Below are 25978 nucleotides of genomic sequence, written 5' to 3' on the forward strand. Positions count from 1 at the left end.
TTCGAATCCCCCTCGCAGAAAACAGGCAAAAAAAAGCCTGAACTTTCGTTCAGGCTCTTCTTTAGAATGTGGCGGTGAGAGGGGGATTCGAACCCCCGATACGTTGCCGTATACACACTTTCCAGGCGTGCTCCTTCAGCCACTCGGACACCTCACCACATTTTTTTGTCAACCGCGCTGGGTCAACGGGGCGCTACTATAGGGAGATCGCTGAAAAGGGTCAAGCGCTATTTTCTCCTTTTGTTCTATTCGCTTAAGCTCTGAGCGTATTGCCGTTGGCCTGCTCATCATGGCGATTCTGTCATCAAATCATTCCCTCTCTGTCACAAAAATGTCACCGCACTGTCGCAGACTTGTCCGCGGAAACATTTGGTTATATCTATGGAAAAGGATGCTTATAAATGAAACAGATACCTCTCTTTACGGTTACGCTGCTGGCTTCTCTGATCGCGACATCAGCAGTGGCAGACGATGCACACTATTCCCGCGCTGCTACCGGCGATGTCACCGAGCACGGCGGCGCGCGTCGTCTCACTGGCGACCAGACCGAAGCGCTAAGAGCGTCATTAAGCAATAGCACCGCGAAAAACGTGATTCTGCTGATTGGTGACGGCATGGGAGATTCGGAAATCACCGCCGCGCGTAATCAGGCGCGGGGTGCAGGCGGTTTCTTCCCCGGCCTTGATGCGTTGCCGCTCACCGGTCAATACACGCACTATTCACTGGATAAGAAAACCCACAAGCCGAATTACGTGACGGATTCCGCCGCGTCGGCCACCGCGTGGGCCACCGGCACCAAATCCTATAACGGTGCGATTGGCGTCGACGTGAACGGCAAAGATCAGGTAACGATTCTTGAGCTGGCGAAAGCCGCCGGTAAAGCCACCGGCAACGTTTCCACTGCTGAACTGCAGGATGCCACGCCAGCAGCGTTGATCGCCCACGTCACTTCGCGCAAATGCTACGGCCCGGAGAAAACCAGCGAATTGTGCCCGACTAACGCGCTGGAGCAGGGCGGTAAAGGATCGATTACCGAGCAGATGCTAAAAACCCGTGCGGACGTCACGCTGGGCGGCGGCGCAAAATCCTTCGGCGAAACCGCCAAAGCTGGCGAGTATCAGGGTAAAACCCTGCGCGAACAGTCACAGGCGCTGGGTTATCAGTGGGTTGATAATCTCGATGGCATGAACGCCATTCAGCAGGCCGACCAGAGTAAACCGGTGCTTGGCCTGTTTGCCGACGGCAATATGCCGGTGCGCTGGCAGGGACCGAAAGCCAGCTATCACGGCAACATTGATAAGCCGGTGGTGACCTGTGAAGTGAATAAAGAGCGTCCCGCTTCGGTACCGACGCTGGCGCAGATGACCAAAAAAGCCATCGATCTGCTAAGCACTAATGAGAAAGGCTTCTTCCTGCAGGTGGAAGGCGCGTCAATTGATAAGCAGGATCATGCGGCCAATCCATGCGGTCAAATTGGTGAAACCGTCGATCTGGATGAAGCGGTGCAGCAGGCGCTGGCCTTTGCGCGCGAACATGGCGACACGCTGGTGGTGGTGACCGCCGACCACGCGCACAGCAGCCAGATCGTGGAGAATGGCACCAAAGCGCCGGGTCTGACGCAAGCGGTGAATACCAAAGATGGCGCGGTGATGACCATCAGCTACGGCAATTCAGAAGAGGATTCGCAGGAGCACACTGGTACGCAGGTGCGCATTGCGGCGTACGGCCCGCATGCGGCTAACGTGGTGGGCTTGACCGATCAGACCGATCTGTTCTTTACCCTGAAGGATGCGATGGGGTTGAAGTAGCCAGGATAACGGTCGCCATTAACGGCGACCGTTATACCTTACAACCCGCGTTTTGCCATCAACCGCGCTAAATCCACCAGACGATTGGAGAAGCCCCATTCGTTATCGTACCAGGCAAGGATCTTCACCAGATTGCCGCCAATCACCAGCGTCGAAAGCCCATCAATAATCGATGAACGGGCATCGCCCTGATAATCGCTTGATACCAGCGGCTCGTCGCTGTATCCAAGAATCCCCTGCAGCGGACCTTCTGCCGCCGCGGCTTTAAACGCGTCATTCACCTCTTCTGCGGTCACGTCGCGTTTCAGCGTCACGGTCAAATCCACAATCGACACCACCGGCACCGGCACGCGCAGGGAATAGCCGGTCAATCGACCCTCCAGCTCCGGAATCACCCGACCTAACGCCTTCGCCGCGCCGCTTGAGTAAGGCACAATCGACAACGCCGCCGCCCGTGCACCGCGCAGATCTTTCTCCGGCTGATCGTGCAGCACCTGGCTGTTGGTATAAGCATGCGTGGTGTTCATTAAACCGTGCTCGATACCAAACGCCTGGTGCAGCACTGCCGCCGCTGGCGCTAAGCCGTTGGTGGTGCAGCTGCCGTTACTCACCACAAAGTGCTGCTGCGGATCGTAACGTTGATCGTTCACGCCCAGCACAATTGTCAGGTCATCGTTCTTGCCCGGCGCGGAGATAATCACGCGTTTCGCGCCACCGCTGGTGATGTGCACTGCGGCTTTGTCGCGTTCGGTGAAGAAGCCGGTGGCTTCAATCACGATATCCACGCCGACATCGCGCCAGCGAATATTCGCCGGATCGCGCTCGCTAAACACGCGCACCGCTTTGCCATCAATGCGTAATTCGCCTTCACCGGCTTCCACTTCCGCCGGTAGCCTGCCGAGCAGGGAGTCGTGTTTCAACAGATGCGCGAGAGTTTTACTGTCGGTGAGGTCGTTAATGGCGACGATTTCAATATCATCGCTGCCCAGCGCTGCACGAAAAACGTTACGTCCGATACGGCCAAAGCCGTTAATGCCGATCTTAGTCATGATTGACTCCTTTTCCGAAGATGCTGGAGTCACTCTAAGCCGATGGTGTGATGGCGTAAACGCCAAAAAAGGATCACTTTACGCCAATTTCCGACAGTGGAAGCGCTGGCGATATTCGCCCGGCGTGAGATGCAGCTGACGCTCAAAGCTGCGGCGTAAATTGATGCTGCTGCCAAAACCGGTCTGTTGCGCGATGCGATCCAGCGTGTCGTTGCTTTGTTCCAGTTGTTCACGCGCGGCGGCGAGGCGCGCTTCGGCCACATAGCGCGCGGGCGGCGCGCCGGTTTCACGGGTGAACACGCGGGTAAAGTTGCGCGGGCTCATGGCGACGCGCTCCGCCAGTTTCTCGACAGAGAGATCTTCGGCGAGGTTGGTGCGGATCCAGCGCTGCAGTTCACCGATCGGGCCAATGCCGCTCGACGTCTGCAGATGAAAACGGCTGAACTGCATCTGTCCGCCGGGACGGCGCAGATACATCACCATGTCCTGCGCAATATCACGCGCCATGCTAAAGCCGAAATCCTCTTCCACCAGCGCTAATGTCAGGTCAAAGCCCGAGCTGACGCCGCCGGAGGTCCAGATCGGTCCGTCCTGAATAAACAGTGGGCCGCCTTCCACCTGAATCTCGGGATAGCGCGATTGCAAGGTATCGAGCAAGCGCCAGTGCGTGGTGGCGCGGCGACCTGCCAGCAAGCCGGATTCCGCCAGCAGCATCGCGCCGCCACATACCGACACCACGCGGCGCGCCTGCGGAGCCGCCAGCTTGATGAAATCGACCACCATATTGCCTTCTTCCACGCTGTCGCCGCGCCCGGTGATCATGATGGTGTCCCACGCAGTGCGCGGATCGAGATCGGCCAGCTTGAGATCGGCTAATAGATTGAGGCCGGATTGGCCGTGGATCACCTGATGCGATTGGGTGGTGGCGAGGCTAACGCGATAGCGCTGCTGATCGACGCCAACCGGCAGATGCTGATTGGCGCGCATCAGGATATCGGCGATACCCGCCGCTTCAAACAGCATGCCGCCGTCGGGCACAATAATCAGAAAGGTTTTCATGGCGTGAAATAGATATTTTGACGGAATAAGCCAGAGTGTCTCATGGCGTCGGGAGTATTTCCAGGCATAGCAGATCGCGATATGCGGCAACTTTGATTAATGAATTTTCCTCCCTGGCGCAACGTCATTTCACGCCATTATCTTCACAATCACATCCGCTAACATGGATGAATTCGATCTCGCTGGAATTCAACATGGATCACGCCTCAATGCGTACGTAATCCTTTACCGTCAAGTCGAGTGGTTTGCCGTTTATCCTCATTCTGAGTGGGTTAATGGTGATCACTTCGTTATCCTCGGATATCTATCTGCCCGCCATGCCGATCATGGCGCGCGAGCTGCACGGCGATGCGGAACTTACAGAGTGATTGTTGAACGTTATCCTGCTGCTCTACAGGAGCGGGTTGGCGGCTAAGCCAGACTAACGTTTGCGGTGTGACGTTCAGCTGCCGCAAGCGTTGTATGTCTATGCATTTTCGATTGCATCGACACTTTTTTGTATTTGACGTTTTTTTCTCAGTGGGTATGCTCAGCCACGTCAGGATCCCCCGGCCAGGGTTGGTTGAGACGATTACAGAGAGCCCATGAAAAACAGTAATGACAAACAGTTATGCGACATCGCGATTGGTGATGCGGTGATGGAATTATTCAACCAGGATGCGCCGGTTTCGCGTACCACGCTGCTCGCGCAATTAGAGAAGATGATACATGCGGGTGTGACGGCGGAAGAGGTACGGATCGCCAGACTGGCTTTAGAGCTGGTGACGAACAGCAGCACAGCCGACAAGGTTGAGCAATCGGAAGAGAACGTGATGAGCTTTAGGGCGAAAAACGTTTCGGCGGATGACTCAACGCAGCACTGATCGCTGAATGCCGGACAAAGGTTGTCCGGCATAACGGCGCGGCGTTACCAGCGGTACTTATTCGAATCTTCCCACTCTTTAACTTCTTTCTCCGCACGGTCTTTTTCATAACCGTAGCGTTCCTGGATTTTGCCGACCAGCTGATCGCGTTTTCCTTCAACCACGGTCATGTCATCATCGGTCAGGTCGCCCCATTTTTCCTTCACTTTCCCTTTGAACTGCTTCCAGTTGCCGCTAATACGATCTTCGTTCATGTTGATCTCCCTATTTCGTGGTGACTGTGTGCTGCCCTTCGCTGGCCTGATGCCAGCGGGTGAATTAATCCTGGCACAGGATTTGCGCTTTGCTTGCCTGAGCTGTGAGCTGACTCATAAATTTGCGAATGTGTGAGCCAGCGTGGAGAAAAAAGCCGCTAATAGCAAAAAGTGATTCTCTAACTCTTTGCTCTATAAGGCATTATGTTTGCCCGGCTATACAGACAATGCCGGGTTGCGATATAGTAACCGCCGATAAGACATTTCCGTCAACTTTTGGAAACCCGCATTCCCTGATGCCATCCGTATGAGTAAAACGCAACCCACCGACATGAAAAGCAGAGAACGTGGCCGCCCCAGAGAGTTCGACATCGAACAGGCTCTGGACAAAGCCATGATTGTTTTTCGTCAGAAGGGGTTTCATGCGGCTTCACTTAACGATCTGGGCGAAGCGATGGGGTTGACAGCGGGCAGCATCTACAAGGCTTTTAAAGATAAGCGCAGCTTGTTTCTGCTGGTGTTTGAACGCTATCTTTCGGTGCGTAATGCCGATCTGCGCCAGCGTCTGGCACAGTTCACCAGCGGCCGTGAGAAGCTCGGCGAGCTGCTGCAGTTTTACCTTGATTCCGCGCGGGCGGTGGAAGGTCGCACCGGCTGTTTAGTGGTGGGCAGCGCGGTAGAGCTGCAGGTGCTGGATGACGATCTTTCGCAACTGGTGAGTGAAGCGGTCATTCGTAATAAAAACTTCCTCGCCTCGCTGCTCAAACTGGGCCAGCAAGATGGCTCGGTCACGCCCAATCTGGATGTGGACACCGCCGCGGGATTGATCCTCTGCATCGCCTTTGGCATGCGCGTTGTGGGCAAGATCACCGATGTAAAAGATGAACCAGAGACCATCAAGTTAGTTATGAAGCTGCTGGACTAAAATTTGTCTAATTAGGAGTCGGATACTTCCTAAATAAGCGAAGCGTAAAGCCGGAGGGCAAGTGAAAGACGAAGATTCAGATATTACGGAAGAGATTCGCGCATTGGTGGGCAGGGTAGTGACACGTATCCTGCGTCCTGATGAAGCGCTTACCGTTCAGGAACTCATAGGCGCGTTGTATCGCCTAAGTTTGCGCTCTACCGACAGCAAAACCAAAGTCGCCTGCGAGAAAGCCATTCGTATCCTGGCGAAAAAACTGCACTAATAGGGTCGCGCGTGCCGCGCCTTGTTGTTCTCTTCTGCTGAAGTCTGGCAATCCCTCGCCAAACACCTCTCTAATTAAAGCGGGCGATGCGCGGTCTCTTTCGCCTTCCACAGCGCAAACAGCGTGATCAGCAACGCCAGGCTGACATACAGCGATACCCACAGCGTGCTGCCCATCTCTTTATACAAGGTCGTGATGATCAGGGGCGCAAAGCCACCGCCAATGATTCCTGCCAGCGTGTAAGCCAGTGACGATCCGGCGTAGCGCACGTGGCTGGGGAACTGCTCGGTGACAAACGCCGCCTGCGGTCCGTACATCACCGCATGAATCAGCAAGCCGCCAATGACCGCCAGCACAATCAGCACCGGCTGTGAGCTATCCAGCAGCACAAAGAACACAAACGACCAGACCATCGCCAGCAGCGCACCGGCAATGTAGACCGGACGACGGCCGAGCTTGTCGGAGAGCGCACCAAACATCGGCACCGTAATCGCATTGCCAATTGCGCCGAGCATAGTGGCCATTAACGCCAGCGGACGCGGCAGTTGCAGCACGGTGGTGACGTAGGTGAGGGTAAACACCACCACCAACGCATACAACACGTCGGAGCCGATACGTGAACCGCCAGCGATCAGTAGCTCACGCGGATAGCGAACAAACACCTCTTTCAGTGGCGTATGCGTGGTTTTCTCCGCCTGCTGCATCGCGACAAAGGTTGGCGTCTCTTCTACGCCGCGACGCAGCCATAAGCCAAACATCACCAGCAGCAGACTCAGCAGGAACGGAATGCGCCATCCCCACTCCTGAAACTGCTCGCCGCTCAACGCAACCGTTACCAGCGTGATAAATCCGGTGCCAATCAAGGTACCGCACGAGGGACCTACCTGCGCAAACGAGGCGTTACGGCCACGCTTGTTGGCATCGCCATGCTCCATCGACAGCAACACTGCACCGGCCCATTCGCCGCCTAATGCAATACCCTGAATAAAGCGCAAGGCCACCAACAGCACTGGACTCCAGATGCCCCACACCGCATAGCCAGGCAGCAGGCCCATCAGTGCGGTTGTAACGCCCATAATCACCAGGGTGGTGATCAATACTGCTTTACGCCCGGCGACATCGCCGAGATGACCAAAGATAAAGCCGCCTACCGGACGGGAAATGTAGCCGACCGCATAGGTGGAGAACGCCAGAATGGTACCGACCAGCGGATCAAAACTGGGGAAAAAGACGTGGTTAAACACCAGCGCCGCCATGATGTTGTAGACCGTGAAGTCATACCACTCCAGCGCGGTACCGATGGAGCTAGCCGCCGCGAGGCGACCGGTTTTGCTGTGGCTGGCGCGCGCGCCTGACGCGTGCGGCAACGTTGAATCGGTATTAGCCATGAGCCATCTCCTGTTGGGTTAACTGCCAGCTGAGGGAGTAGAGCTGTACGTCCGCGTTGAGTGCCTGCGCGGCATCGGCGGCGAGGGTTTTACACACCTGGGCGTCGCGGCAGGTCAGCAGCAGCATCGGATGCATTGGTCGCGTTGCGCTGGTTTCCCGTGGCAGCGGCGAGCTCAGCGTGGTGTCAGGCGTCAGCAAACGTGAGGCGATATAGCCGGGCGTTTGCTGTACGCTGCTTTGCCAGCTGCCCAGCGATGCAACATCTGTACCCGCTTTTAAGGTCAGCACCGCCAGATGGCTACCGGTGCCTTGTCCATGCTGATGCGATATGGCGCAGACGCGGCGCATCGGATTGACCATTTTGTTAAGGTTCTTCACCGACCATTCGGTCTGGCGCGTGAAGGCGGCGTGATAATCGGCGCTGGTAAAGGCTTCCAGCGATGCGGTTTCATACAGGCCGAGGTATTTGCGTTCGGCATCCACCGCCTGATAACGCGTGCCGCTAAGAAAGCCGCTAATGGCCACGCGCTCTTCAACGTGTTCGTGGTCGTACCATTGGTTGAAATCCGCTTCATCTGCAGCATCGATATGGGTGGCGACAAACAGCATGCCGTGGGGTTGAGTCATGATCAGCTACTCCGTTTCAGGGTGGTTTCAATCGCGGCAGCCCAGCTGAGTAACGCAGCATCGTTGCCATGGGTGGAAGAGAGCATCAGGCCAACCGGCGCAGCGCCGGGCTGATGACAAGGCAGAGAAATCGAACAGCCATCCAGCATGTTGATCACGCTGGTATTGCGCAGCATCAGCAGATTGACCTGCATATAACGCGCGGGATCGTCGAGCTCAGTCAGCGTCGGCGCGATCAACGGCACCGTCGGCATCAGGATGCCGTCGAAGGGCGCAACCGCCTGCTCGACGCGCTGTTTCCAGTCGGCGCGCAGTTGGTAAAGTTCGGCGGCATCCACTTCGTTCAGTAAGCTGCCGCGATTAATGCGCGTCAGAACCTGCGGATCGTAGGCTTCTGGCTGGGATTGGGCGTAATGCTGATGCCATTGCCAGGCTTCCCACGCGGTAATGCCGCCACGCGCGTTAATGGAGTCCAGTTCTGCCAGCTCTGGCAGCGGCAGCTCGGTGATTTTCACGCCCTGCGCGCACAGCACATCAAGCGCATGCAGCCAGGCGGCGCTGACGTGTTCGTCAAGGCCAGCCAGCACGCGCGTCTGCGGGATGACGAAATGCGCTTCTGACAGATTCCGCTCATCGATTGTGAGGGGCCGATCGGCGATCACGCTATCGAGCAACCAGCAGCTGCGCACGTCGTGAGCGATCACACCGATGCTGTCGAGCGATGCCGCCAGCGGCAGCGTTCCGTGTTGATCGATGCGGCTGGCGCTGGGTTTAAAACCGGTTAAGCCGCACAGCGCCGCCGGAATGCGCACCGAACCGCCGGTATCGGTGCCAACCGCCGCCAGACACATGCCGTCGCTCACCGCGACTGCCGCACCGGAAGAGGAACCGCCCGGAATGCGCTGCTGCGCGCGCTGCCACGGATTGGCGGGTGTGCCGTAATGCGGATTGACGCCGAGGCCGGTGAAGGCGAACTCGCTCATATTGGTTTTGCCAACGATGGCGGCACCAGCCTGCTGCAGCCGATCCACCATGCTGGCGTTCGCCGCGGCTGGGCTGGCGCTACTGAGCAAGCGGGAGCCGGCGGTGGTGACTTCTCTGGCGACATCAAACAGATCTTTGATGCTGATGGGCAGACCATCAATCGCGCTGCGTGGCTGTTGCTGCTGCCAGCGCGCGCCGGCTTGCTCGGCCTGCTGGCGCGCAGCAGCGGTATACACCTTGGTGAAGACGCGTTTGCCTTCTCCGCTTTCCGCTGCAATGGCACGCAGCGCATGCTGGGTCGGGGTTTCAGGGCTGATTTGCCCGGCGAGCAGCTGCTGGCTCGCTTGCCATAACGTTGTCATAGAGAACCTCATGCGATAACCGGCAGCGAGCCAGTGATGTAGGTGTGTTCCAGCGTGCGGTTCAGCACCGGATCGTGCAGCGCCATACGGAATTCACTGGCAGGACGAATCCCGCCGATGGCGCTGAGCGTGCCGCACGACATGGCGAAACCTTCCTCAACCTGGCCCGCGGCAAAATAGCGGCTCAACAGATCAAGTGGCGTCAGAAGCGAGGAGAGGGCGCCTTGCTGATAAGTCACCCAATCACCGTTGACGTTGATCCAGGCGCGCAGCTCCAGCTGATCCCAGTGCGCTTTGACGTCCGCCATGCGCCACGCGTGACCGGCCACCGGTTTGATGCACGCCTGTTTCGATAGCGCCACGCTGAACGTTTCCAGATGACGATCGGTATGATCAGAAATCAGCGAAACCCAATATTCGCCGCGATGGAAAAACACAAAGGGTTCAGCTTCACCGGACGTATGATCGCCGACCACCTCCAGCTGCGTTTCCTGAGTTAATTGATTGGTTGCGACGCGATAAAACAGCGGCACTGCACCAGGAGCGGGCACGCCCAGCGCTTCCAGCTCCCTGATATGGTGCAGCACCGCTTCCTGATCGCGTCCTACCCAGCCCGCGATAACAAGTTGATTAATCTCAACATCCAGTACTGCCGCATCGGCGTAATCTGTTGTAAACCGTAATTGCATGGGATCGATCTCCAGGTGAGAAATGCGTGTGAAATTTCACTGTGATTTCAATCTAGCCATTTTCATGCCAGGTTTTTGTGTAATATGTCTCAGTTACCTAATAAGGATTTGCGTGATGAGTAATGTGATGGCTGAAAATGTGAGCTCGCCGACGACCCCGAAGAGCATTTCGCTTAACGAGCGCGCCTATCTGGCGTTCAAGCACCGGCTGATCACGCTGCGCTACAAACCGGGCGACTATCTCAATATCGCGCAGGTGATGGATGATCTTGAGATGGGCAGAACGCCGGTGAATCAGGCGGTGCATCGACTGGCGACGGAAGGGCTGTTGCAGATTATCCCGCGCAAGGGCGTGATGGTGTCGCCGCTGTCAATTGATGATGCGCTGGAGTTAATTGAGGTGCGTCTGGTGAATGAGGCGCTTTGCTTGCGGCTGGCTTCGCAGCGGGTCAATGCGGCGCAGATCGTCTATCTGCGGGAGATGAATCAGCGCATTGCCAATGCCAGCGCCTCACGCGATCGCGAACAGATGATGCTGCTGGACCGCGAATTTCATCAGGTACTGGCGGACATCGCCGCCAACGGTCGGCTGGCCGATATTCTCAGCATTATCCACGCGCAGGCGCAGCGCTTCTGGGCCACCACGCTTTCCAGCGCTGCGCACATGAACGAAGTCATCGCCGAACACGAAGCGATCATTGCGGCGCTGGAGCAGGGAAATGCCGAGCTAGCGGAAGAGGCGGCGCGGGTGCATATCTATTCGTTTAAACAGGCGCTGCTGAATAATTAATATTCGGCTTCTTCACCCGGCAGCGGAATAGAGAGTTCCATGCCCTCAACCCCGGCGTAGAAAATAATCAGCTCGGCACGCTGATCCGTGGTGAAACCACGATGGGCAATATCGATGGATTCATTAAAGGCTTCGCCAGCGTTAAACGTTTTAGTCTCGCCGCTGGCTTTGTCTTCGATAGTGAGCGATCCCGATAAAATATACGCGGTATTCGGCATCGGATGCGTATGCCACGGCAGCTCGGAATGTGCAGGAATGGTCATCTTCATCACCGTGATCTCGGGCTTACCGGCTGGATAGTGTTCAATATGCTGGCCATTCCAGGCTTGCCCGCTTTGCAGTAGCGTTTCTGCACTGTTTTCATGTTCGTTATCGGCGCTCATCCCATTCCTCTGAATCGTCATTAAAATCTCTCCCGCACAGGATAGTGCAAATCAGCAAGGCTGCGCGTGCAATCACTGTCAGCCTAAGCCGCTCGGTGATGCTCGGGTCACTTGTAAAAGAATTGTGATCGGTCACCAGGAACTGCTTAAAGTAATCGATTACTTTGTTTCTCTCAGTGAAATGTAATCGATTTCTTTTTGGCGCGAGGTCAGCATGGTTTCGACAACTACAGGTTCTGAGATCGCGGCGAGGCAGCAGCGTCTGCTGATTCCCCGCTTGTCATTGATGATGTTCATGCAGTTTTTCATTTGGGGAAGCTGGTCCGTAACGCTCGGGCTGGTGATGACGCAGCACAACATGTCATTGCTGATTGGTGATGCTTTCTCAGCAGGGCCGATCGCCTCAATTCTGTCGCCGTTTGTGCTGGGCATGTTGGTTGACCGCTTCTTTCCTTCGCAGAAAGTCATGGCGGTGATGAACCTGGCGGGCGCGGTGATTTTATGGTTTGTCCCGGGCGCGCTGGTGGCCGAAAACGGCGCGCTGCTGATTGGCTTGCTGTTTGGTTATACGCTGTGTTTTATGCCGACGCTGGCGCTCTCTAACAACATTGCCTTTCACAGCTTGGCCAGCAGTGACAAAAGTTTTCCGGTGGTGCGGGTGTTCGGCACCATTGGCTGGATTGTGGCGGGCATCTTTATTGGTGTTACCGGCATCGCCTCCAGTACCGCGATTTTCACCCTGGCCGCAATCTGCTCGGTGGCATTGGCGATTTACAGTCTGACGCTGCCGCATACGCCTGCACCGGCGAAAGGCATGCCGCTAAAAGTGCGCGATCTGTTCTGTGCGGATGCCTTTGCGCTGCTGAAAATCCGTCACTTCTTCGTCTTTGCTCTCTGCGCCACCTTGATCTCCATCCCGCTCGGCACCTATTACGCCTACACCGCGTCCTGGCTGGCGGATGCGGGCGTGAGTAACGTCAGTACCGCGATGTCATTTGGCCAGATGTCGGAAATCTTCTTTATGCTGGTGATCCCGCTGCTGTTCCGCCGCCTTGGCGTCAAATACATGTTGCTGGTCGGCATGGTGGCGTGGTTTGTGCGCTACGCGCTGTTTGCCTTGGGCATGAACGATGAAAGCCGCGCACTGATCTACATGGGCATTCTGCTGCACGGTGTCTGTTACGACTTCTTTTTTGTGGTGGGCTTTATTTACACCGACCGCATCGCCGGCGAGAAAGTGAGAGGGCAGGCGCAGAGCATGGTGGTGATGTTCACCTACGGTATTGGCATGCTGCTGGGCTCGCAGATCTCGGGCGCGCTGTATAACCGCCTGATTGCCGGACAGGGCACGGCGCAAAACTGGGCAACATTCTGGTGGATCCCCGCGATTGCCGCGGCGGCGATCGCCGTTCTTTTCCTCTTCACCTTTAAATACCGGGATGAAGCGGTTTGATTGATGGGAGGTGTAGGTGAAAACGTTAAAAGGACCGGGAATTTTTCTCGCGCAGTTTATTGGGCAACAGCCACCGTTTAATTCGCTGGCAGGGCTGGCGCAATGGGCCTCTGCGCTCGGTTACAAGGCGCTACAGATACCCTGTAATCACCCTCTAATTTTTGATCTGCCGCGCGCCGCAACCAGTCAAACCTATTGCGATGAAGTGACGGGTTTGCTGGCCAACTACGGCTTGCAGATCAGTGAATTATCGACGCACCTGGAAGGCCAGCTGATTGCCGTCCATCCGGCGCACGATCGCGCCTTCGACGGTTTTGCACCCCCCGCTTTGCGTGGCGACAAAGAAAAGCGCACCGCGTGGGCGATTCAGACGGTGAAGCAGGCAGCTGCCGCGTCAGCCAACCTGGGATTGCAGGCCCACGCGACGTTCTCCGGTTCGCTGGCCTGGCCATATCTCTATCCGTGGCCGCCACACAATCCTCAGCTATTGAGTGAAGCTTTCTCAGAGCTGGCGCGGCGCTGGCTGCCGGTGCTGGACGAGTTTGACCGCTACGGCATTGATGTCTGCTACGAGATCCATCCTGGTGAAGATCTTCACGATGGCGTGACGTTTGAACGCTTCCTGGCGTTAGTGAACAATCACCCGCGCTGCAACATCTTGTTCGATCCCAGCCACTTGCTCTTGCAGCATATCGATTATCTGCAGTTCATCGATATCTACCATCAGCGCATTAAGGCCTTTCACGTCAAAGATGCCGAATATCTGCCGAACGGACGCAGCGGCGTGTATGGCGGTTATCAGCGCTGGATAGATCGTGCTGGTCGCTTCCGCTCACCCGGTGACGGACAGATCGATTTCCCGGCCATTTTCAGCAAGCTGGCGCAATACGATTATGCCGGTTGGGCGGTGCTGGAGTGGGAGTGTTGCCTGAAAGAGGCGGAAACCGGCGCGCGCGAGGGCGCCGACTTCATTCGTCGCCACATCATTCCGGTGGCTGAACGGGCATTCGATGACTTTGCCGCACAACCGCAGCAGGCGGCCAGCATCCGCGCCCAGTTGGGGTTAAATGCGGTAAAGTCGCATGATTAAGGCGGGCGCGAAATTATGCTAGCCTCCGTAGTATCTGACTGAGCAAGAGTTGTAAGCATGTCCATCCAAAAAATCGCCCGCTTAGCGGGCGTTTCTGTGGCAACAGTTTCACGGGTGCTGAATAACAGCGATACGGTAAAAGCGCTGAATCGTGAGAAAGTCCTGCACGCTATTAAAGCGAGTAATTACCAGCCAAATTTATTAGCGCGTCAGTTGCGAACTGCACGTAGCTCAATGATTCTCGTGATGGTGTCGGATATCTCCAATCCCTTTTGTGCCGAGTTGGTAAAAGGCATTGAGGAGCAGGCGGAGAAGAACAGCTATCGCATTCTGTTGTGCAATTCTGGCTCAGACATCGAGCGCTCCCGCTCCAGTTTGCAATTGCTGGCCGGGAAAATGGTGGATGGCATTATCACCATGGATGCGTTCAGTAAGTTGCCAGAACTGGCGCAGCTGATTGGTGAAACGCCGTGGGTGCAATGCGCGGAATACGCCGATGCCGGTGATGTTTCCTGCGTGGGCATTGATGATGTGCAGGCATCAAAGCACGTCGTGGCGTTTCTGGCGGGCAGGGGACGACAGCGTATTGCCTTAATCAACCACGATCTCAGCTATAAATATGCGCAGCTGCGGCAGGCGGGTTATCAGCAGCAACTTATCCATGAAGCACGCAGCTGGCAGGCCATCACGTACGCCACCGAGCTGAGTTTTAATGCCGGTAAAAAGGCGATGGAAGCCTTGCTGAGAGCGCCCGAGCGTCCAGATGCCGTGTTTGCCGTGTCGGATACCTTAGCGGCGGGCGCGCTGTCAGCCATTCATGCCGCCGGGCTGCGCGTGCCGCAGGATATAGCGGTGACGGGGTTTGATGGATCCGACCTCGCCGAAATGGTCACGCCGCCGCTGAGCACGCTGGCGCAGCCGTCGCGCGCTATGGGACGCAAGGCGTTTACCTTGCTGCTGAATAAGATCGATCAACCTGATTCGCCGGCTCAACGCATTATGATGGACTGGCACTTTGTGGTGCGCGCCAGTACTTAATCGGCGTTTACGAAGGCTGCGAAGTTGATGGTCTGATGATGTAAAGGTGCCGCTTAGAGCTTCAGGTCCGTATTTTTCAACCAAACAGGCGCTGGCGGTTTTGCGTCAGCGCGTGCGCCACATCAGGCAGCATCGGGAAAGAACTCTGACCGCCATATTTCTGGATTGAGCAGGAACTGATTTCAGCCGCGAAAGGAATCGCTTCTTCCAGAGCGATGTTGTTCACCAGGCAATAGGCGATGCCGCCAATAAAGGAATCCCCTGCGCCGGTGGTATCCACCACATCCGGACAGAACACAGCAGGATAATGTCTGGCACCGGCATCACCGGATAACACCGCGCCTTTCTCGCCCAGCGTGATAATCACCCGGCCATTCACCTTCTGCTGTAGCGCTGCCGCACAGGTCATCGCTTCCTTAACCGACGTGACAGCGGTATTGCTCATAAAGCTGGCTTCGGTCTCATTCACCACCAGTAAATCGACCTGACTCAGCGCCTGCGGAGAGATTTCGCGCGCCGGCGCGTTGTTGAGCAAAATCTGGCAATCGTGGCGGCGGGCCACGCTGATGGCTCGTTCAACCACACGATCGGGAATTTCCGACTGCAGGATTAACAGAGGCCGATCGCTAAATAATCCATCTTGAATATCGGGTTCGCTAATCAGGTAGTTTGCGCCCTTAATAATGGTGCTGCAATAATCGCCGGATTCCAGAATCTGCACGATGCCAATGCCGGAGGTTTTTCCGCGCTGGCTAATGTTATCTACCGATACGCCGTTTTCATTCAGTGATTTTATGAGTTCGCTGCCATAAATATCATTGCCCACACAGCCCACCATATTGACGTTCAGCCCCAGCTTGGCGCACTGAACCGCCTGGTTTGCCCCTTTACCGCCCGGCATCAACATTAATTCGTTGCCGGTAAACGTCTCCCCAATTTCCGGCAGGCGATCCTGCTGGACAAGAATGTCGTAGTTAAGACTGCCAATAACAACAATATTATGTTTCATCATTTCGGCCCTTAATTGGCGGTGCGCTTGGACGCAACCGCATTTCTGGTGTTGTGTAAACTGGTCTGACTTTTTTCGCTGGTCTTGCTGGCGATAAGGGTAAAGATGGCATCCAGAATATTCAGATGCACAATGCGCGTGGTGGCGTTCTCTCCGGTAATCGGATTGTTTTTAACCGACGAGATAATCGAGTGCCGGGCAATTAAACTCAGTGGGCTGTTGGGATAATTGGTCAGGCAGATGGTTTCTGCGCCGTTCTCATTCGCCGCTTTTACCATCTGAATAATGTCCGTGGTTTGGCCGGAGTGAGAAATCGCCAGCAGGAGATCGCCGGGTTGCATCAATGAGGCGGTCATCAGCTGCTTGTGGCTGTCACTAAACACCGACGAGAAGATGCCGATCTTCAGCAGCTTATGATTGAAGTCATCACAGATAGAACCTGAGCCACCGCACCCGGCAATAACTATGCGTGCGCTTTCTGGTTTATTAATAAACAGATACGCCACTGCTTTTATCACGGCACTGTTAATCACGCTCAGGGAATCCTGCAGTGCCAGCACCGAATTTAAAAAGGTGCTTTCAATCACCTGCTCGACATATTTTTCTGAATCCGGGATTACCGGAATATCGATAATATCTTCCTGCGTGCTGACTTGCCGGGCAATATTGATTTTCAGATCGTGAAAACCGGTAAAACCCAGTTTCTTCGATACTTTAGTAATGCTCGACACGCTAACATTCAGATAATTCGCAATATCAGTGATGCACATTTTAGATAAAGACTGCGGATTGTCGTCAATAAAACGTGCAATTGAACGCTCCTTTTTTCCCAGCTCAGGCGCAAGCGTGCGAGCCAGCAGGAATATCTCATTGCCTTTAAGTCGATTATGCATTTTGCGCGCTCATTAAAAACGTTGTCGCTAAGCTAGCATGGCAGTTAGGGGAAAAGTGTTAACTGGATCACACGCTGTAAAACGTTTTACTGATGCATTTTACTGTTAGTAAAATAAAAGTATCCTTATTGCGACTGTTATTTCATTAACAGTAAAATGGCCATTTAACCTGTTGTATTGCAATGATTTTACTCGCAGTAAAATTTTTACTATTATAAATCTACCGTTTATTTTATTAGCGGTAGTATTTAGCTGATCGCATTTACCTGATGAATATTCTCATTTATAAGAACATGGAAATCCCATTAAAGGTAATTTAAAAAATGAAATTCTCATCACGTATAAATTCATTTCGCTCCAGAGCCGATCTGTTTGCGGCGAAGAACAATATGGATACTTGCGATCTTATTACGCGTATGGGTAGCGTTGCGGGCTTGACGCATATTGAGCTGAATTATCCGGAACACTTTATTGGTCAGGATAAAGCGCTGATTAAACAGACCATCGCCGATAACAATTTGCAGGTGGGCGGCATCGCACTGCGTTATAACAAAGAGTTCATCGAGGGTGAATTCACCAATCCTGATGCCGCACTGCGTAAAAAAGCGATCGAAATTACCCTCGAAGCCGCAGAGATGTGCAAATACCTCGGCGGCAATACCGTCACGCTGTGGTTTGGCTATGATGGTTATGATTATCCATTCCAGCAGGATTACTTCCGCGCCTATGAGTGGCTGGTCAGCGCATTACAGACCGTGACCCAGGCACACGCGGATATGCAATTCAGTTTTGAATATAAGCCGTATGAACCGCGCACCTTCTCCTTTATTGGTGATGTCTCTTCAACGCTGATGCTGATTGATGATGTAGGCTCCGACAATCTTGGTATTACCCTCGATTTCTGTCACATGATCATGAAGAAAGAGAATCCCGCTTTCTCACTGTTCCAGTCGGCACGCAAAAACCGTCTGGTGGGCTTCCACCTAAATGATGGTTATGGCCATTTTGATGATGGATTGATGCTGGGTTCCGTGCACCTGATGCAGACGCTGGAATACATCTATTACGCAAAACGCGTTAACTTCAGCGGCCTGATCTATTTCGATACCTTCCCAAGCCGTGAAGATCCGGTTGCCGAATGCGCGCAAAACATTCGCATGTATAAAGCGCTCTCCAGCTTTATTGATCGTCTGAGCATTGATGAAATCGATCAGCTGATTAAAAGCCAGGATGCGCTGAAAGTGCAGGGCATGCTGATGAAAATCATCGCTGAATAAAAACAAAATCAAAACTTACCTCTATTAACTACCACCAGTCAGTGTCTGACACGGGGGAAACTATGTTCGACAAAATAGGTTTGCCTAAAAACTTGCTTTGGGGCTATATCGGCCTCGCGATATTCATGATCGGCGATGGTGTAGAACAAGCGTGGATTGCCATCTGGCTGGTGGATAAAGGGCTGTCTGTCGCGCAAGCCTCTTATCTGATCACCGCATACGGTGTCACCGTGACGCTGGCGGCCTGGGTGACCGGCGTACTGGTGCAAACCCTCGGCCCGCGCAAAGTGATGCTGTATGGGTTGATCACCTTTGTTATCGGCAGTATCGGGTTTATCGGCGTTGGCCTCAAGACCATGCACATGGCCTGGATGCTGCCGTTTTATGCCATTCGCGGCATCGGTTATCCACTGTTTGCCTACTCGTTTCTCATCTGGATTAACTACAGCACGCCGGTGGAGCGCCGTTCTACCGCAGTGGGTTGGTTCTGGTTTACCTTCTCGCTGGGTTTGAGCGTCATCGGTCCGTTCTTCTCCTCGCTGGCATTGCCGGTGATGGGCGAAATTCATGTGCTGTGGGTCGGCATGGTATTTGTGGTCGTCGGCTCCGTGTTAGGCATTTGGGTGAACCGCGACGTGGTACCGGCATCTGAAATTCATCCTTTCAGCGCGGCGGAGTTAATTAAAGGCATCACCATTCTGCAGCGTCCGGTGATTGCGATGGGATTGGTGGTGAAATCGGTAAACGGCATCGCCCAATATGGCCTGGCGACCTTCCTGCCGCTCTATCTGATCAGTTTCGGCTACAGTAAAACCGAATGGTTGCATATGTGGTCGGCGGTGTTCCTGGTGGCGATTTTCGCCAACTTGTTCTTTGGTTTCTTTGGCGATAAGTTTGGCTGGCGTACCACTATTATGTGGGTCGGTGGCTTTGGTTATGCCGCGGTGCTGATTTTGGTCTGGGCCGTGCCGCAGGTGCTGGGCCACAACTTCTATGTGATGGCGTTCGTGTTGTGCCTGTGCGGCATTACCATGGCGGGTTATGTGCCGCTGTCGGCGCTGTTCCCGTTGCTGGCCCCGGACAGCAAAGGCGCGGCAATGTCGGTGCTGAATCTGGGCGCAGGTCTCGGCGCGTTTATAGCTCCTGCCATCACCGCGCTGTTCTACTCATCGCTGGGCGCGGGCGGGGTGCTGGGGATTTATGCCGGGCTTTATGTTCTGAGCGGTGTATTGACGCCATTCCTGAAAACGCCTGAAGAGCTGGATGCGCGGGTGGCGATGACGGATAAAGCGGCCTGAAAGACGTGAGATTTTCGTTATAAAAAAAAGCCCAGTTAATTAACTGGGCTTTTTATTGCGATTAAGAGATTAGACGTTGAACAAGAAGTTCATCACATCGCCATCTTTAACGATGTACTCTTTACCTTCTGAGCGCATTTTACCGGCTTCTTTTGCGCCTTGTTCGCCTTTAAACGCAACGAAATCTTCAAACGCGATGGTCTGAGCGCGGATAAAGCCTTTCTCGAAGTCGGTATGGATTTTACCCGCCGCCTGTGGCGCGGTGGCGCCGACAGGAATGGTCCATGCACGCACTTCTTTCACGCCTGCGGTGAAGTAGGTTTGCAGGTTGAGCAGCGCATAACCGGCGCGGATCACGCGGTTCAGGCCCGGCTCTTCCAGACCCAGTTCAGCCATGAACTCGTCGCGTTCGTCATCTTCCAGCTCAGCGATATCAGATTCAACGGCAGCACACACTGGCACCACCACCGAACCTTCGGCTTCGGCGATCGCGCGCACCTGATCGAGGTACGAATTGTTTTCGAAACCGTCTTCGTTGACGTTAGCGATGTACATGGTTGGCTTCAGCGTCAGGAAGCTGAGGTAGCGGATGGCCGCTTTCTCGTCAGCATCCAGATTCAGTGCGCGCAGCATGCCCGCTTCTGACAGATGCGGCAGGCACTTCTCCAGCGCAGCCAGCTCGGCTTTGGCATCTTTGTCGCCGCCTTTTGCTTTCTTCTGGCAACGCTGAATCGCACGTTCGCAGGTGTCGAGATCCGACAGCGCCAGCTCGGTGTTGATGACGTCAATATCTTCCGCCGGGTTAACTTTACCGGCAACGTGGATGATGTTGTCGTTTTCAAAGCAGCGCACCACGTGACCGATGGCTTCGGTTTCACGGATGTTAGTCAGGAACTGGTTGCCCAGGCCTTCACCTTTGGACGCGCCTTTCACCAGACCGGCGATATCGACGAATTCCATGGTGGTGGGCACGACGCGCTGTGGCTTAACAATCTCGCTCAGCTGATCGAGGCGCAGATCGGGCATTGGTACCACACCGGTGTTTGGCTCGATGGTGCAGAACGGAAAGTTGGCTGCTTCGATACCCGCTTTAGTCAGCGCGTTGAACAGGGTGGATTTACCGACGTTCGGCAGGCCCACAATACCGCATTTAAATCCCATGGTCTGATTACCTTTCTCACTGAGTGCGCAGCGCTGTTCAATAGCGCCGACAGATTCAAAAAATTTCGCGCATTATACACAGAATTGCCTTCTGCGGCGCGGGAATTGGCCTTAGCCCGCCTTGAACGCGTGCAGGCGGTTCATCGCCTTAATCTTGTCTTCTTTCAGCCACAGTTCGGTGCAGCGCACCGCTTCGTCTACGGCATCATCAATCAGCTTTTGTTCGCTGGCTGGCGGCTTACCCAGCACGAAACCGGTCACTTTATTGCGGTCGCCAGGATGGCCAATACCCACGCGTAAACGGTGAAAATTATTGTTGTTGCCCAGCTTGCTGATGATGTCTTTCAGGCCGTTATGGCCGCCGTGGCCGCCACCTTGCTTGAATTTCGCCACGCCCGGCGGTAAATCCAGCTCATCGTGCGCTACCAAAATCTCTTCTGGCGCAATGCGATAAAAAGTCGCCATCGCCGCCACCGCTTTGCCGCTGAGATTCATAAAAGTGGTGGGCACCAGCAGGCGCACATCTTCTCCCGCCAGCGACAGGCGCGCGGTGTAGCCATAAAACTTTGGCTCGTCTTTTAACGACTGATTGTTGCGGCTCGCCAGTAAATCGACATACCAGGCGCCAGCGTTATGGCGGGTTGCGGCGTATTCAGCGCCGGGATTGGCCAGCCCCACAATCAGTTTAATGCTGCTCACGATGTTTATCCTGTCTTGCTGCGGAAAGGGCGATAGTTTACTGCCTGGCGGCACGGATGACAAAGGCCACGCGCCACAGATAATGTCTCTACGTGACTAATCATTTTCTATCGAAATCAAGGCGCTGGCGGTAAAGATTTGTCAAAGGTTGTGAAGGATATGTGATCCTGTACGCAACTTAAGCGGCAGGTATTGTCTAAGCTTATGGCTAGTTAACCATACGTGCTGTTTTGCTTTTAAAAGGATGGAGGTGGATCATGAAACGTCAAAATTGCCGCTTTGTAGGTAACGGTTTGATGTGTTTGGGTTTACTGACGATGGTATTAGGCGTCGGCTATTCCATTATCAACCAGCTTCCTTCACTCAACCTGCCGCAATTCCTTGCGCACGGTGCGATGTTCAGCATCTTTGTTGGCGCTTTACTGTGGCTGGTGGGCGCGCGCGTCAGCGGACGTGAGCGCGTGGAAGATCGTTATTACTGGTTACGTCATTACGGCGATAAGCGTTGCCGTCGCAATCACTCATCACATTAAGTGAGTACGGTTTGCTGTAGCGGCTGTAACTGCGCGAGATAACGTTCGATGCGGTTACGGCCGCTGGCTTTTGCACGGTACAACGCTTCATCGGCCAGCGCCAGCAACAGCGGGAAAGGTTCGCCGGGCTGCAGCGCGGTGGCAAAGCCGATGCTGACGGTATAACGCACGTCGTTAGGTTGCGACAGCTGTGTCGCCAAACGGATACGTTCACATACCCGCTGCGCCTGCTCGGCATCGCCGGGAATGATCGCAGCAAACTCCTCGCCACCCAAACGGGCAAAATGTCCACTCTCTGGCATCAACGCCTGCACCACCTGACAAAAATCGATTAACACTTGATCGCCTTGCTGATGGCCGAAACGGTCATTGATGCTTTTAAAATGGTCCAGATCGAACAGCACCGCGCTATAGACAAAGTGTTGTGACTGTCGCGCGCTGCGCAATAACATTTTATCGGCCTGCTCGAATAGCGCGCGACGGTTCCACACGCTGGTGAGCGGATCGTGCATTGATGCCAGCTTGTGGGCGATTTGCGTGCGCTCGTTGACCATTGCCAGAATGGTGAAACTCAGGCCAATAACACACAGAATGGATTCAAGAATCACATACACTGAGAAGGTGGAACCGCCAATCGCACCGCGCACCGGCGTCGCCACCGCATCGTCCAGAAAGATACGCGCCACGTGAAACAGCAAATGGATCCATAGCAGGATTTGCGCCGGCCAGAAGGTGACGGTCAACGACGCGCGCACGCGCCACAGCAAGCGGATTAGCGCGCCGGTATAGATGATGCACAGCAGGCAAACCACCAGCACGCGCTTCGGCTGGCTGTGATAAAACGCGGGGAACAGGCACAAAATCGCCCACAACAAACCGCCGCCTAACCAGCTGAGGCCAATCGCTTTTCCGCAGAAGATGCGGAAGGCATTGAGCAGATTGCCATAAGCCAGCAACAGCATGACGTTGCCGACCGCGACCGGTAAAAAATGGAATCCCGCACTGCGTAAGCTGCTAAGGAACACCGCCGCCAGGGTTAAAACCAGCGCCAGCGTGGTGCAGCCCAATACGCGATCGTACTGCGCACCGACCCAGGCAAAAATCAAAATGATACTCAAAAACCCCAGCACAAAGAGCTCGCAAACAAACAGTGTGTAGAGGTCGAGAGTCATAGTGGTCGGAGCTCTTAAAAAAGTGGGGAAGAAAATACCATTAATTATTGGAGCGCTAAAGGGCGGCAATGCGAGTTGATGGAAAAGAGTGGATGGCAGCGAGAATAGCGAGATTTAACGAAATTTATCGCGCAAATATCAATGGGGAAAGTGGCTTAATCGGTGAGTCAGATTGAGGGCCGGGTGCAAAGAAAAACCGGGCACGAGGCCCGGTTTCACGCGATGAATTAATGCTCAAACATCGCGGAGATTGATTCTTCGTTGCTGATACGACGAATCGCTTCGGCCAACATGCCAGACAGCGTCAAAGTACGCACGTTTGGCAGAGATTTCATCTCTTCAGACAGCGGAATGGTATCGCAGACAATCACCTGGTCAATCACCGACTTACGCAGGTTTTCCACCGCGTTGCCGGAGAAGATCGGGTGAGTAGCGTAAGCGAAAACACGTTTCGCGCCGCGCTCTTTCAACGCTTCAGCCGCTTTGCACAGCGTACCGCCGGTGTCGATCATATCGTCGACCAGTACACAGTCACGACCCGCAACGTCACCAATAATGTGCATCACCTGAGAAACGTTCGCGCGCGGGCGGCGTTTGTCGATGATAGCCATATCGGTATCGTTGAGCAGTTTGGCGATGGCGCGGGCACGCACTACGCCACCGATGTCTGGGGAAACTACAATGGGATTTTCCAGGCCAATTTGCAGCATATCTTCCAGCAGGATTGGGCTGCCGAAGACGTTATCCACCGGGACATCAAAGAAGCCCTGAATCTGTTCAGCATGCAGGTCAACGGTGAGAACACGGTCAACGCCCACGCTAGAAAGGAAATCGGCAACCACTTTGGCGGTGATCGGTACACGAGCAGAACGCACACGGCGGTCCTGACGCGCATAGCCAAAGTAAGGAATGACAGCAGTAATACGACCAGCAGAAGCCCGACGCAAGGCGTCGACCATCACAACCAGCTCCATCAGATTATCGTTGGTGGGGGCACAGGTGGACTGGATGATGAAAATATCACCACCGCGTACATTTTCGTTAATCTGTACACTTACTTCACCATCACTGAAACGGCCAACAGCGGCGTCTCCGAGGCTAGTGTAAAGGCGGTTGGCAATACGTTGTGCTAGTTCCGGGGTGGCGTTACCAGCAAATAGCTTCATATCAGGCACGAGAAGAACCTCAGGCTTGGCGTCCAGAGAATGAACGGCTCTAGAGTAACCGGCGAATACCAAAGAGCATGTTCATACGGGTGTGTTAATGCGCAACATGCAGTGTCTGGAACGGGTGACACTGTCACGTAGACGCTTTTAGCCCAGAAAGTGTGCGCTGTAACGGCGAGAGGTTAAGCCCGCGCGCCACAAATCCGCAAATCCATTTCGGGGCAAGCTCCAGCACCTGACGTGCGTCGGATTCGGTGTCAAATTCAGCAAACACACAAGCTCCGGTCCCAGTCAGGCGCGACGGCGCGTATTCTAGCAGCCAGGAAAGCAGCTCATCAACCTTACGAAAACGTTTTCTTGCCACAGCCTCACAATCATTGTGAAAAGGACGCTGTAACAGTTCATCTAATGTGCGGATTGGTGAATCGCGCGTCAGTTCGGGATCGCAGAACAGATCTGGCGTCGCGATGCTCACGCCTGGATGCGCCACCAGATACCATTTTTCTGCCGGTTCAGCCGGCTGCAACAGTTCGCCCACGCCTTCTGCAAAGGCCGCATGACCTCCAATAAACACTGGCACATCCGCGCCCAGTTTGATACCAATCGTCGCCAGCTCAGCAACACTTAATCCGGTTTGCCACAGATGATTCAGCGCCACTAACACCGTTGCCGCATCTGAAGAGCCGCCGCCAAGCCCGCCGCCCATCGGCAAAACCTTCTCCAGCGCGATGCTGGCACCGGCCTGCGCGGGCAAGGTGCCACGCGCAGCGGCAACGGTTTTTAACGCCTGCGCAGCACGCACAATCAGGTTCTCGTCATCCGACACGCCAGTCAGCGGCGTCAGCAGCGTTATCTTGCCGCTGCTGTCCGGTGTGATTTCCAGCGTGTCACCGTAATCGAGGAACTGAAACAGCGTTTGCAGATTGTGGTAGCCGTCAGCACGACGGCCAGTGATATACAGGAACAGATTCAGTTTTGCTGGCGCGGGCCACGTGGTGATCATTGAGTGGTCCAGCTATCCATGCGTAATTTGATGCGCTGACCGCCTTCAGACAGCTCCAGATTCGCTGGCAGCGGCGGATTCACTTTGCTGTCGTAATCAGAAATGTTCACTTTCCACTGCTGACCGTTGCGGCTGTAGTTCAGGCTTTGCAGCTGGTAGTTGTTATTCAGCTGATAATCGCTGGCATCGCCCGGCAAGCCCATCATCCACTGACGCAGATTGGCGAGCGGGATATCCATGCCGGTAAGCTGTGAAATCATCTTCTCGGCATCGTTACTCACGTAGCGCTTGCCTTTGTTATCCACGATCTGCACCACGGAACCTTGTGCATCCAACTGCAATTCGGTGCTGCCCAGCGGATTGGTCAGCAGCAGGCGATAGCGATCCGCAGCGGTTTGCTGCCAGTTAAAGCGTGCATACACTTTTTGCTTATCCGACAGGTAAGCGAACGCACCGCGCGTCTGATACTGGCTGATTTTCGCCACGGCTTGCTGATGCTGCTGCCATTGCGGTGACGTGGTGCTTGGGCCCGGACCTTGTGGTTTGTTAATGGTACATGCAGCCAGTAACACGCTGGCAAGGGGTAAAAGGCGCAGTAACTTGCGCGGGGGCAAATGCATCACGTGGTCATCTCCTCAGACACGTTTTTACTTCGTAACCGGTAACGCTAACCATCCGCATGTAAGCCGTCAATGCTGTTATGGCAATAATTGCGCACGATCAGTTTAATCTTATTACT

At 54.5% G+C, this 25978-nt stretch carries 27 protein-coding genes, 1 tRNA gene and 1 pseudogene; 12 read left to right on the forward strand and 17 right to left on the reverse strand.

Annotated features, from left to right (window positions below; all coding sequences use genetic code 11):
- Nucleotides 1-69: 69 nt before the first annotated feature.
- Nucleotides 70-157, reverse strand: a tRNA-Ser gene (locus tag PZBJ_RS20805).
- Between the two features lie 244 nt (nt 158-401).
- Here PZBJ_RS20805 and phoA point away from each other — a divergent pair.
- The gene (phoA, locus tag PZBJ_RS20810; protein ID WP_101764087.1) at nt 402-1808 is read left to right on the forward strand and encodes an alkaline phosphatase; all 1407 of its coding nucleotides are present in this window, start codon (nt 402-404) and stop codon (nt 1806-1808) included.
- Between the two features lie 38 nt (nt 1809-1846).
- On the opposite strand, the gene gap is transcribed toward phoA, so the two are convergent.
- Together gap and PZBJ_RS20820 are read right to left on the reverse strand one after the other, a co-directional pair.
- Nucleotides 1847-2857, reverse strand: coding sequence for a type I glyceraldehyde-3-phosphate dehydrogenase (gene gap / locus PZBJ_RS20815; RefSeq protein ID WP_101764088.1), 1011 nt, complete (start codon nt 2855-2857; stop codon nt 1847-1849).
- A 78-nt stretch (nt 2858-2935) separates the two neighbouring features.
- Entirely contained in the window at nt 2936-3916 is a 981-nt protein-coding gene (locus tag PZBJ_RS20820; RefSeq protein WP_101764089.1) for a GlxA family transcriptional regulator, read from the reverse strand.
- A gap of 245 nt (nt 3917-4161) precedes the next feature.
- Between PZBJ_RS20820 and PZBJ_RS20825 the strand changes: the two are divergent.
- Both PZBJ_RS20825 and PZBJ_RS20830 read left to right on the forward strand, forming a co-directional pair.
- A pseudogene (locus PZBJ_RS20825) lies at nt 4162-4278 on the forward strand (Bcr/CflA family drug resistance efflux transporter); the annotation flags it as partial.
- A 222-nt stretch (nt 4279-4500) separates the two neighbouring features.
- A complete protein-coding gene (locus PZBJ_RS20830; protein ID WP_101764090.1) occupies nt 4501-4779 on the forward strand; it encodes a hypothetical protein in 279 nt (92 codons plus the stop codon).
- Between the two features lie 44 nt (nt 4780-4823).
- Here the strand turns inward: PZBJ_RS20830 and PZBJ_RS20835 are convergent, their stop codons facing one another.
- A complete protein-coding gene (locus PZBJ_RS20835) occupies nt 4824-5033 on the reverse strand; it encodes a CsbD family protein (protein ID WP_007892931.1) in 210 nt (69 codons plus the stop codon).
- A gap of 307 nt (nt 5034-5340) precedes the next feature.
- Here PZBJ_RS20835 and PZBJ_RS20840 point away from each other — a divergent pair, with 307 nt between their 5' ends.
- Both PZBJ_RS20840 and PZBJ_RS20845 read left to right on the forward strand, forming a co-directional pair.
- On the forward strand, nt 5341-5958 hold the full coding sequence (locus PZBJ_RS20840; protein ID WP_101764091.1) for a TetR/AcrR family transcriptional regulator: 618 nt from the start codon (nt 5341-5343) through the stop codon (nt 5956-5958).
- A gap of 61 nt (nt 5959-6019) precedes the next feature.
- A complete protein-coding gene (locus tag PZBJ_RS20845) occupies nt 6020-6223 on the forward strand; it encodes a hypothetical protein (RefSeq protein ID WP_101764092.1) in 204 nt (67 codons plus the stop codon).
- Nucleotides 6224-6297: 74 nt separating this feature from the next.
- On the opposite strand, the gene PZBJ_RS20850 is transcribed toward PZBJ_RS20845, so the two are convergent.
- From PZBJ_RS20850 to PZBJ_RS20865, 4 genes are read right to left on the reverse strand one after another with little or no spacing between them, the layout of a single operon-like run.
- On the reverse strand, nt 6298-7611 hold the full coding sequence (locus PZBJ_RS20850; RefSeq protein ID WP_101764093.1) for an MFS transporter: 1314 nt from the start codon (nt 7609-7611) through the stop codon (nt 6298-6300).
- Nucleotides 7604-8239 carry a DUF4286 family protein gene (locus PZBJ_RS20855; RefSeq protein WP_101764094.1) on the reverse strand — a complete coding sequence of 212 codons (636 nt, stop codon included), beginning with the start codon at nt 8237-8239 and terminating at the stop codon, nt 7604-7606. The genes PZBJ_RS20850 and PZBJ_RS20855 overlap by 8 nt, the downstream gene beginning before the upstream one ends.
- A gap of 2 nt (nt 8240-8241) precedes the next feature.
- Nucleotides 8242-9585, reverse strand: coding sequence for an amidase (locus PZBJ_RS20860; protein ID WP_101764095.1), 1344 nt, complete (start codon nt 9583-9585; stop codon nt 8242-8244).
- 8 nt (nt 9586-9593) lie between these two features.
- Entirely contained in the window at nt 9594-10274 is a 681-nt protein-coding gene (locus PZBJ_RS20865; protein WP_101764096.1) for a DUF2848 domain-containing protein, read from the reverse strand.
- A 115-nt stretch (nt 10275-10389) separates the two neighbouring features.
- On the opposite strand from PZBJ_RS20865, the gene PZBJ_RS20870 reads away from it, so the two are divergent.
- A complete protein-coding gene (locus tag PZBJ_RS20870; protein WP_101764097.1) occupies nt 10390-11064 on the forward strand; it encodes a GntR family transcriptional regulator in 675 nt (224 codons plus the stop codon).
- Here PZBJ_RS20870 and PZBJ_RS20875 read toward each other — a convergent pair.
- Entirely contained in the window at nt 11061-11447 is a 387-nt protein-coding gene (locus tag PZBJ_RS20875; protein WP_167391207.1) for a cupin domain-containing protein, read from the reverse strand. The genes PZBJ_RS20870 and PZBJ_RS20875 overlap by 4 nt on opposite strands.
- 214 nt (nt 11448-11661) lie before the next feature.
- On the opposite strand from PZBJ_RS20875, the gene PZBJ_RS20880 reads away from it, so the two are divergent.
- Genes PZBJ_RS20880 through PZBJ_RS20890 form a run of 3 tightly spaced genes read left to right on the forward strand, consistent with a single transcriptional unit; the run spans nt 11662 to nt 15028 of the window.
- Nucleotides 11662-12900: an MFS transporter gene (locus tag PZBJ_RS20880; RefSeq protein WP_101764099.1), complete on the forward strand. Its 1239-nt coding sequence runs from the start codon at nt 11662-11664 to the stop codon at nt 12898-12900.
- Between the two features lie 16 nt (nt 12901-12916).
- Complete coding sequence (locus tag PZBJ_RS20885) at nt 12917-13990, forward strand: sugar phosphate isomerase/epimerase family protein (RefSeq protein WP_101764100.1); 1074 nt, start codon at nt 12917-12919, stop codon at nt 13988-13990.
- A 57-nt stretch (nt 13991-14047) separates the two neighbouring features.
- Nucleotides 14048-15028 carry a LacI family DNA-binding transcriptional regulator gene (locus PZBJ_RS20890; protein WP_101764101.1) on the forward strand — a complete coding sequence of 327 codons (981 nt, stop codon included), beginning with the start codon at nt 14048-14050 and terminating at the stop codon, nt 15026-15028.
- A 76-nt stretch (nt 15029-15104) separates the two neighbouring features.
- Here PZBJ_RS20890 and PZBJ_RS20895 read toward each other — a convergent pair whose 3' ends face one another.
- Both PZBJ_RS20895 and PZBJ_RS20900 read right to left on the reverse strand, forming a co-directional pair.
- Nucleotides 15105-16037 carry a ribokinase gene (locus PZBJ_RS20895; protein ID WP_101764102.1) on the reverse strand — a complete coding sequence of 311 codons (933 nt, stop codon included), beginning with the start codon at nt 16035-16037 and terminating at the stop codon, nt 15105-15107.
- 11 nt (nt 16038-16048) lie between these two features.
- Nucleotides 16049-16930, reverse strand: coding sequence for an SIS domain-containing protein (locus tag PZBJ_RS20900; RefSeq protein ID WP_101764103.1), 882 nt, complete (start codon nt 16928-16930; stop codon nt 16049-16051).
- A 323-nt stretch (nt 16931-17253) separates the two neighbouring features.
- On the opposite strand from PZBJ_RS20900, the gene PZBJ_RS20905 reads away from it, so the two are divergent.
- Nucleotides 17254-18207: a sugar phosphate isomerase/epimerase family protein gene (locus PZBJ_RS20905; RefSeq protein ID WP_101764104.1), complete on the forward strand. Its 954-nt coding sequence runs from the start codon at nt 17254-17256 to the stop codon at nt 18205-18207.
- A gap of 62 nt (nt 18208-18269) precedes the next feature.
- Complete coding sequence (locus PZBJ_RS20910) at nt 18270-19505, forward strand: MFS transporter (RefSeq protein ID WP_101764105.1); 1236 nt, start codon at nt 18270-18272, stop codon at nt 19503-19505.
- Nucleotides 19506-19574: 69 nt separating this feature from the next.
- Here PZBJ_RS20910 and ychF read toward each other — a convergent pair whose 3' ends face one another.
- Nucleotides 19575-20666, reverse strand: coding sequence for a redox-regulated ATPase YchF (gene ychF, locus PZBJ_RS20915; RefSeq protein ID WP_101764106.1), 1092 nt, complete (start codon nt 20664-20666; stop codon nt 19575-19577).
- Between the two features lie 111 nt (nt 20667-20777).
- On the reverse strand, nt 20778-21365 hold the full coding sequence (gene pth, locus PZBJ_RS20920; RefSeq protein WP_008107639.1) for an aminoacyl-tRNA hydrolase: 588 nt from the start codon (nt 21363-21365) through the stop codon (nt 20778-20780).
- Nucleotides 21366-21622: 257 nt separating this feature from the next.
- Between pth and ychH the strand changes: the two genes are divergently transcribed.
- On the forward strand, nt 21623-21898 hold the full coding sequence (ychH, locus tag PZBJ_RS20925) for a stress-induced protein YchH (RefSeq protein WP_061723496.1): 276 nt from the start codon (nt 21623-21625) through the stop codon (nt 21896-21898).
- Here the strand turns inward: ychH and PZBJ_RS20930 are convergent.
- From PZBJ_RS20930 to lolB, 4 genes are all read right to left on the reverse strand, one after another.
- Nucleotides 21895-23070, reverse strand: a complete 1176-nt coding sequence (locus tag PZBJ_RS20930) for a GGDEF domain-containing protein (RefSeq protein ID WP_101764107.1) — start codon at nt 23068-23070, stop codon at nt 21895-21897. The two genes, ychH and PZBJ_RS20930, sit on opposite strands and share 4 nt — an antisense overlap.
- 227 nt (nt 23071-23297) lie before the next feature.
- Nucleotides 23298-24245: a ribose-phosphate diphosphokinase gene (prs, locus tag PZBJ_RS20935; RefSeq protein WP_006118899.1), complete on the reverse strand. Its 948-nt coding sequence runs from the start codon at nt 24243-24245 to the stop codon at nt 23298-23300.
- A gap of 124 nt (nt 24246-24369) precedes the next feature.
- The gene (ispE, locus tag PZBJ_RS20940; RefSeq protein WP_101764108.1) at nt 24370-25239 is read right to left on the reverse strand and encodes a 4-(cytidine 5'-diphospho)-2-C-methyl-D-erythritol kinase; all 870 of its coding nucleotides are present in this window, start codon (nt 25237-25239) and stop codon (nt 24370-24372) included.
- Complete coding sequence (lolB, locus tag PZBJ_RS20945) at nt 25236-25859, reverse strand: lipoprotein insertase outer membrane protein LolB (protein WP_101764109.1); 624 nt, start codon at nt 25857-25859, stop codon at nt 25236-25238. Before lolB ends, ispE begins: the two co-directional genes overlap by 4 nt.
- Nucleotides 25860-25978 lie beyond the last annotated feature (119 nt).

Source organism: Pantoea endophytica (genome assembly GCF_002858935.1).
Lineage (GTDB): Bacteria > Pseudomonadota > Gammaproteobacteria > Enterobacterales > Enterobacteriaceae > Pantoea > Pantoea leporis.

Excerpts from the sequence above, each read along its gene's own strand:
- phoA (WP_101764087.1), top strand. The coding sequence starts at position 402 with ATGAAACAGATACCTCTCTTTACGGTTACGCTGCTGGCTTCTCTGATC.
- gap (WP_101764088.1), bottom strand. The coding sequence starts at position 2,857 with ATGACTAAGATCGGCATTAACGGCTTTGGCCGTATCGGACGTAACGTT.
- PZBJ_RS20820 (WP_101764089.1), bottom strand. The coding sequence starts at position 3,916 with ATGAAAACCTTTCTGATTATTGTGCCCGACGGCGGCATGCTGTTTGAA.
- PZBJ_RS20830 (WP_101764090.1), top strand. The coding sequence starts at position 4,501 with ATGAAAAACAGTAATGACAAACAGTTATGCGACATCGCGATTGGTGAT.
- PZBJ_RS20835 (WP_007892931.1), bottom strand. The coding sequence starts at position 5,033 with ATGAACGAAGATCGTATTAGCGGCAACTGGAAGCAGTTCAAAGGGAAA.
- PZBJ_RS20840 (WP_101764091.1), top strand. The coding sequence starts at position 5,341 with ATGAGTAAAACGCAACCCACCGACATGAAAAGCAGAGAACGTGGCCGC.
- PZBJ_RS20850 (WP_101764093.1), bottom strand. The coding sequence starts at position 7,611 with ATGGCTAATACCGATTCAACGTTGCCGCACGCGTCAGGCGCGCGCGCC.
- PZBJ_RS20855 (WP_101764094.1), bottom strand. The coding sequence starts at position 8,239 with ATGACTCAACCCCACGGCATGCTGTTTGTCGCCACCCATATCGATGCT.
- PZBJ_RS20860 (WP_101764095.1), bottom strand. The coding sequence starts at position 9,585 with ATGACAACGTTATGGCAAGCGAGCCAGCAGCTGCTCGCCGGGCAAATC.
- PZBJ_RS20865 (WP_101764096.1), bottom strand. The coding sequence starts at position 10,274 with ATGCAATTACGGTTTACAACAGATTACGCCGATGCGGCAGTACTGGAT.
- PZBJ_RS20870 (WP_101764097.1), top strand. The coding sequence starts at position 10,390 with ATGAGTAATGTGATGGCTGAAAATGTGAGCTCGCCGACGACCCCGAAG.
- PZBJ_RS20875 (WP_167391207.1), bottom strand. The coding sequence starts at position 11,447 with ATGAGCGCCGATAACGAACATGAAAACAGTGCAGAAACGCTACTGCAA.
- PZBJ_RS20880 (WP_101764099.1), top strand. The coding sequence starts at position 11,662 with ATGGTTTCGACAACTACAGGTTCTGAGATCGCGGCGAGGCAGCAGCGT.
- PZBJ_RS20890 (WP_101764101.1), top strand. The coding sequence starts at position 14,048 with ATGTCCATCCAAAAAATCGCCCGCTTAGCGGGCGTTTCTGTGGCAACA.
- PZBJ_RS20895 (WP_101764102.1), bottom strand. The coding sequence starts at position 16,037 with ATGAAACATAATATTGTTGTTATTGGCAGTCTTAACTACGACATTCTT.
- PZBJ_RS20900 (WP_101764103.1), bottom strand. The coding sequence starts at position 16,930 with ATGCATAATCGACTTAAAGGCAATGAGATATTCCTGCTGGCTCGCACG.
- PZBJ_RS20905 (WP_101764104.1), top strand. The coding sequence starts at position 17,254 with ATGAAATTCTCATCACGTATAAATTCATTTCGCTCCAGAGCCGATCTG.
- PZBJ_RS20910 (WP_101764105.1), top strand. The coding sequence starts at position 18,270 with ATGTTCGACAAAATAGGTTTGCCTAAAAACTTGCTTTGGGGCTATATC.
- ychF (WP_101764106.1), bottom strand. The coding sequence starts at position 20,666 with ATGGGATTTAAATGCGGTATTGTGGGCCTGCCGAACGTCGGTAAATCC.
- ychH (WP_061723496.1), top strand. The coding sequence starts at position 21,623 with ATGAAACGTCAAAATTGCCGCTTTGTAGGTAACGGTTTGATGTGTTTG.
- PZBJ_RS20930 (WP_101764107.1), bottom strand. The coding sequence starts at position 23,070 with ATGACTCTCGACCTCTACACACTGTTTGTTTGCGAGCTCTTTGTGCTG.
- ispE (WP_101764108.1), bottom strand. The coding sequence starts at position 25,239 with ATGATCACCACGTGGCCCGCGCCAGCAAAACTGAATCTGTTCCTGTAT.
- lolB (WP_101764109.1), bottom strand. The coding sequence starts at position 25,859 with ATGCATTTGCCCCCGCGCAAGTTACTGCGCCTTTTACCCCTTGCCAGC.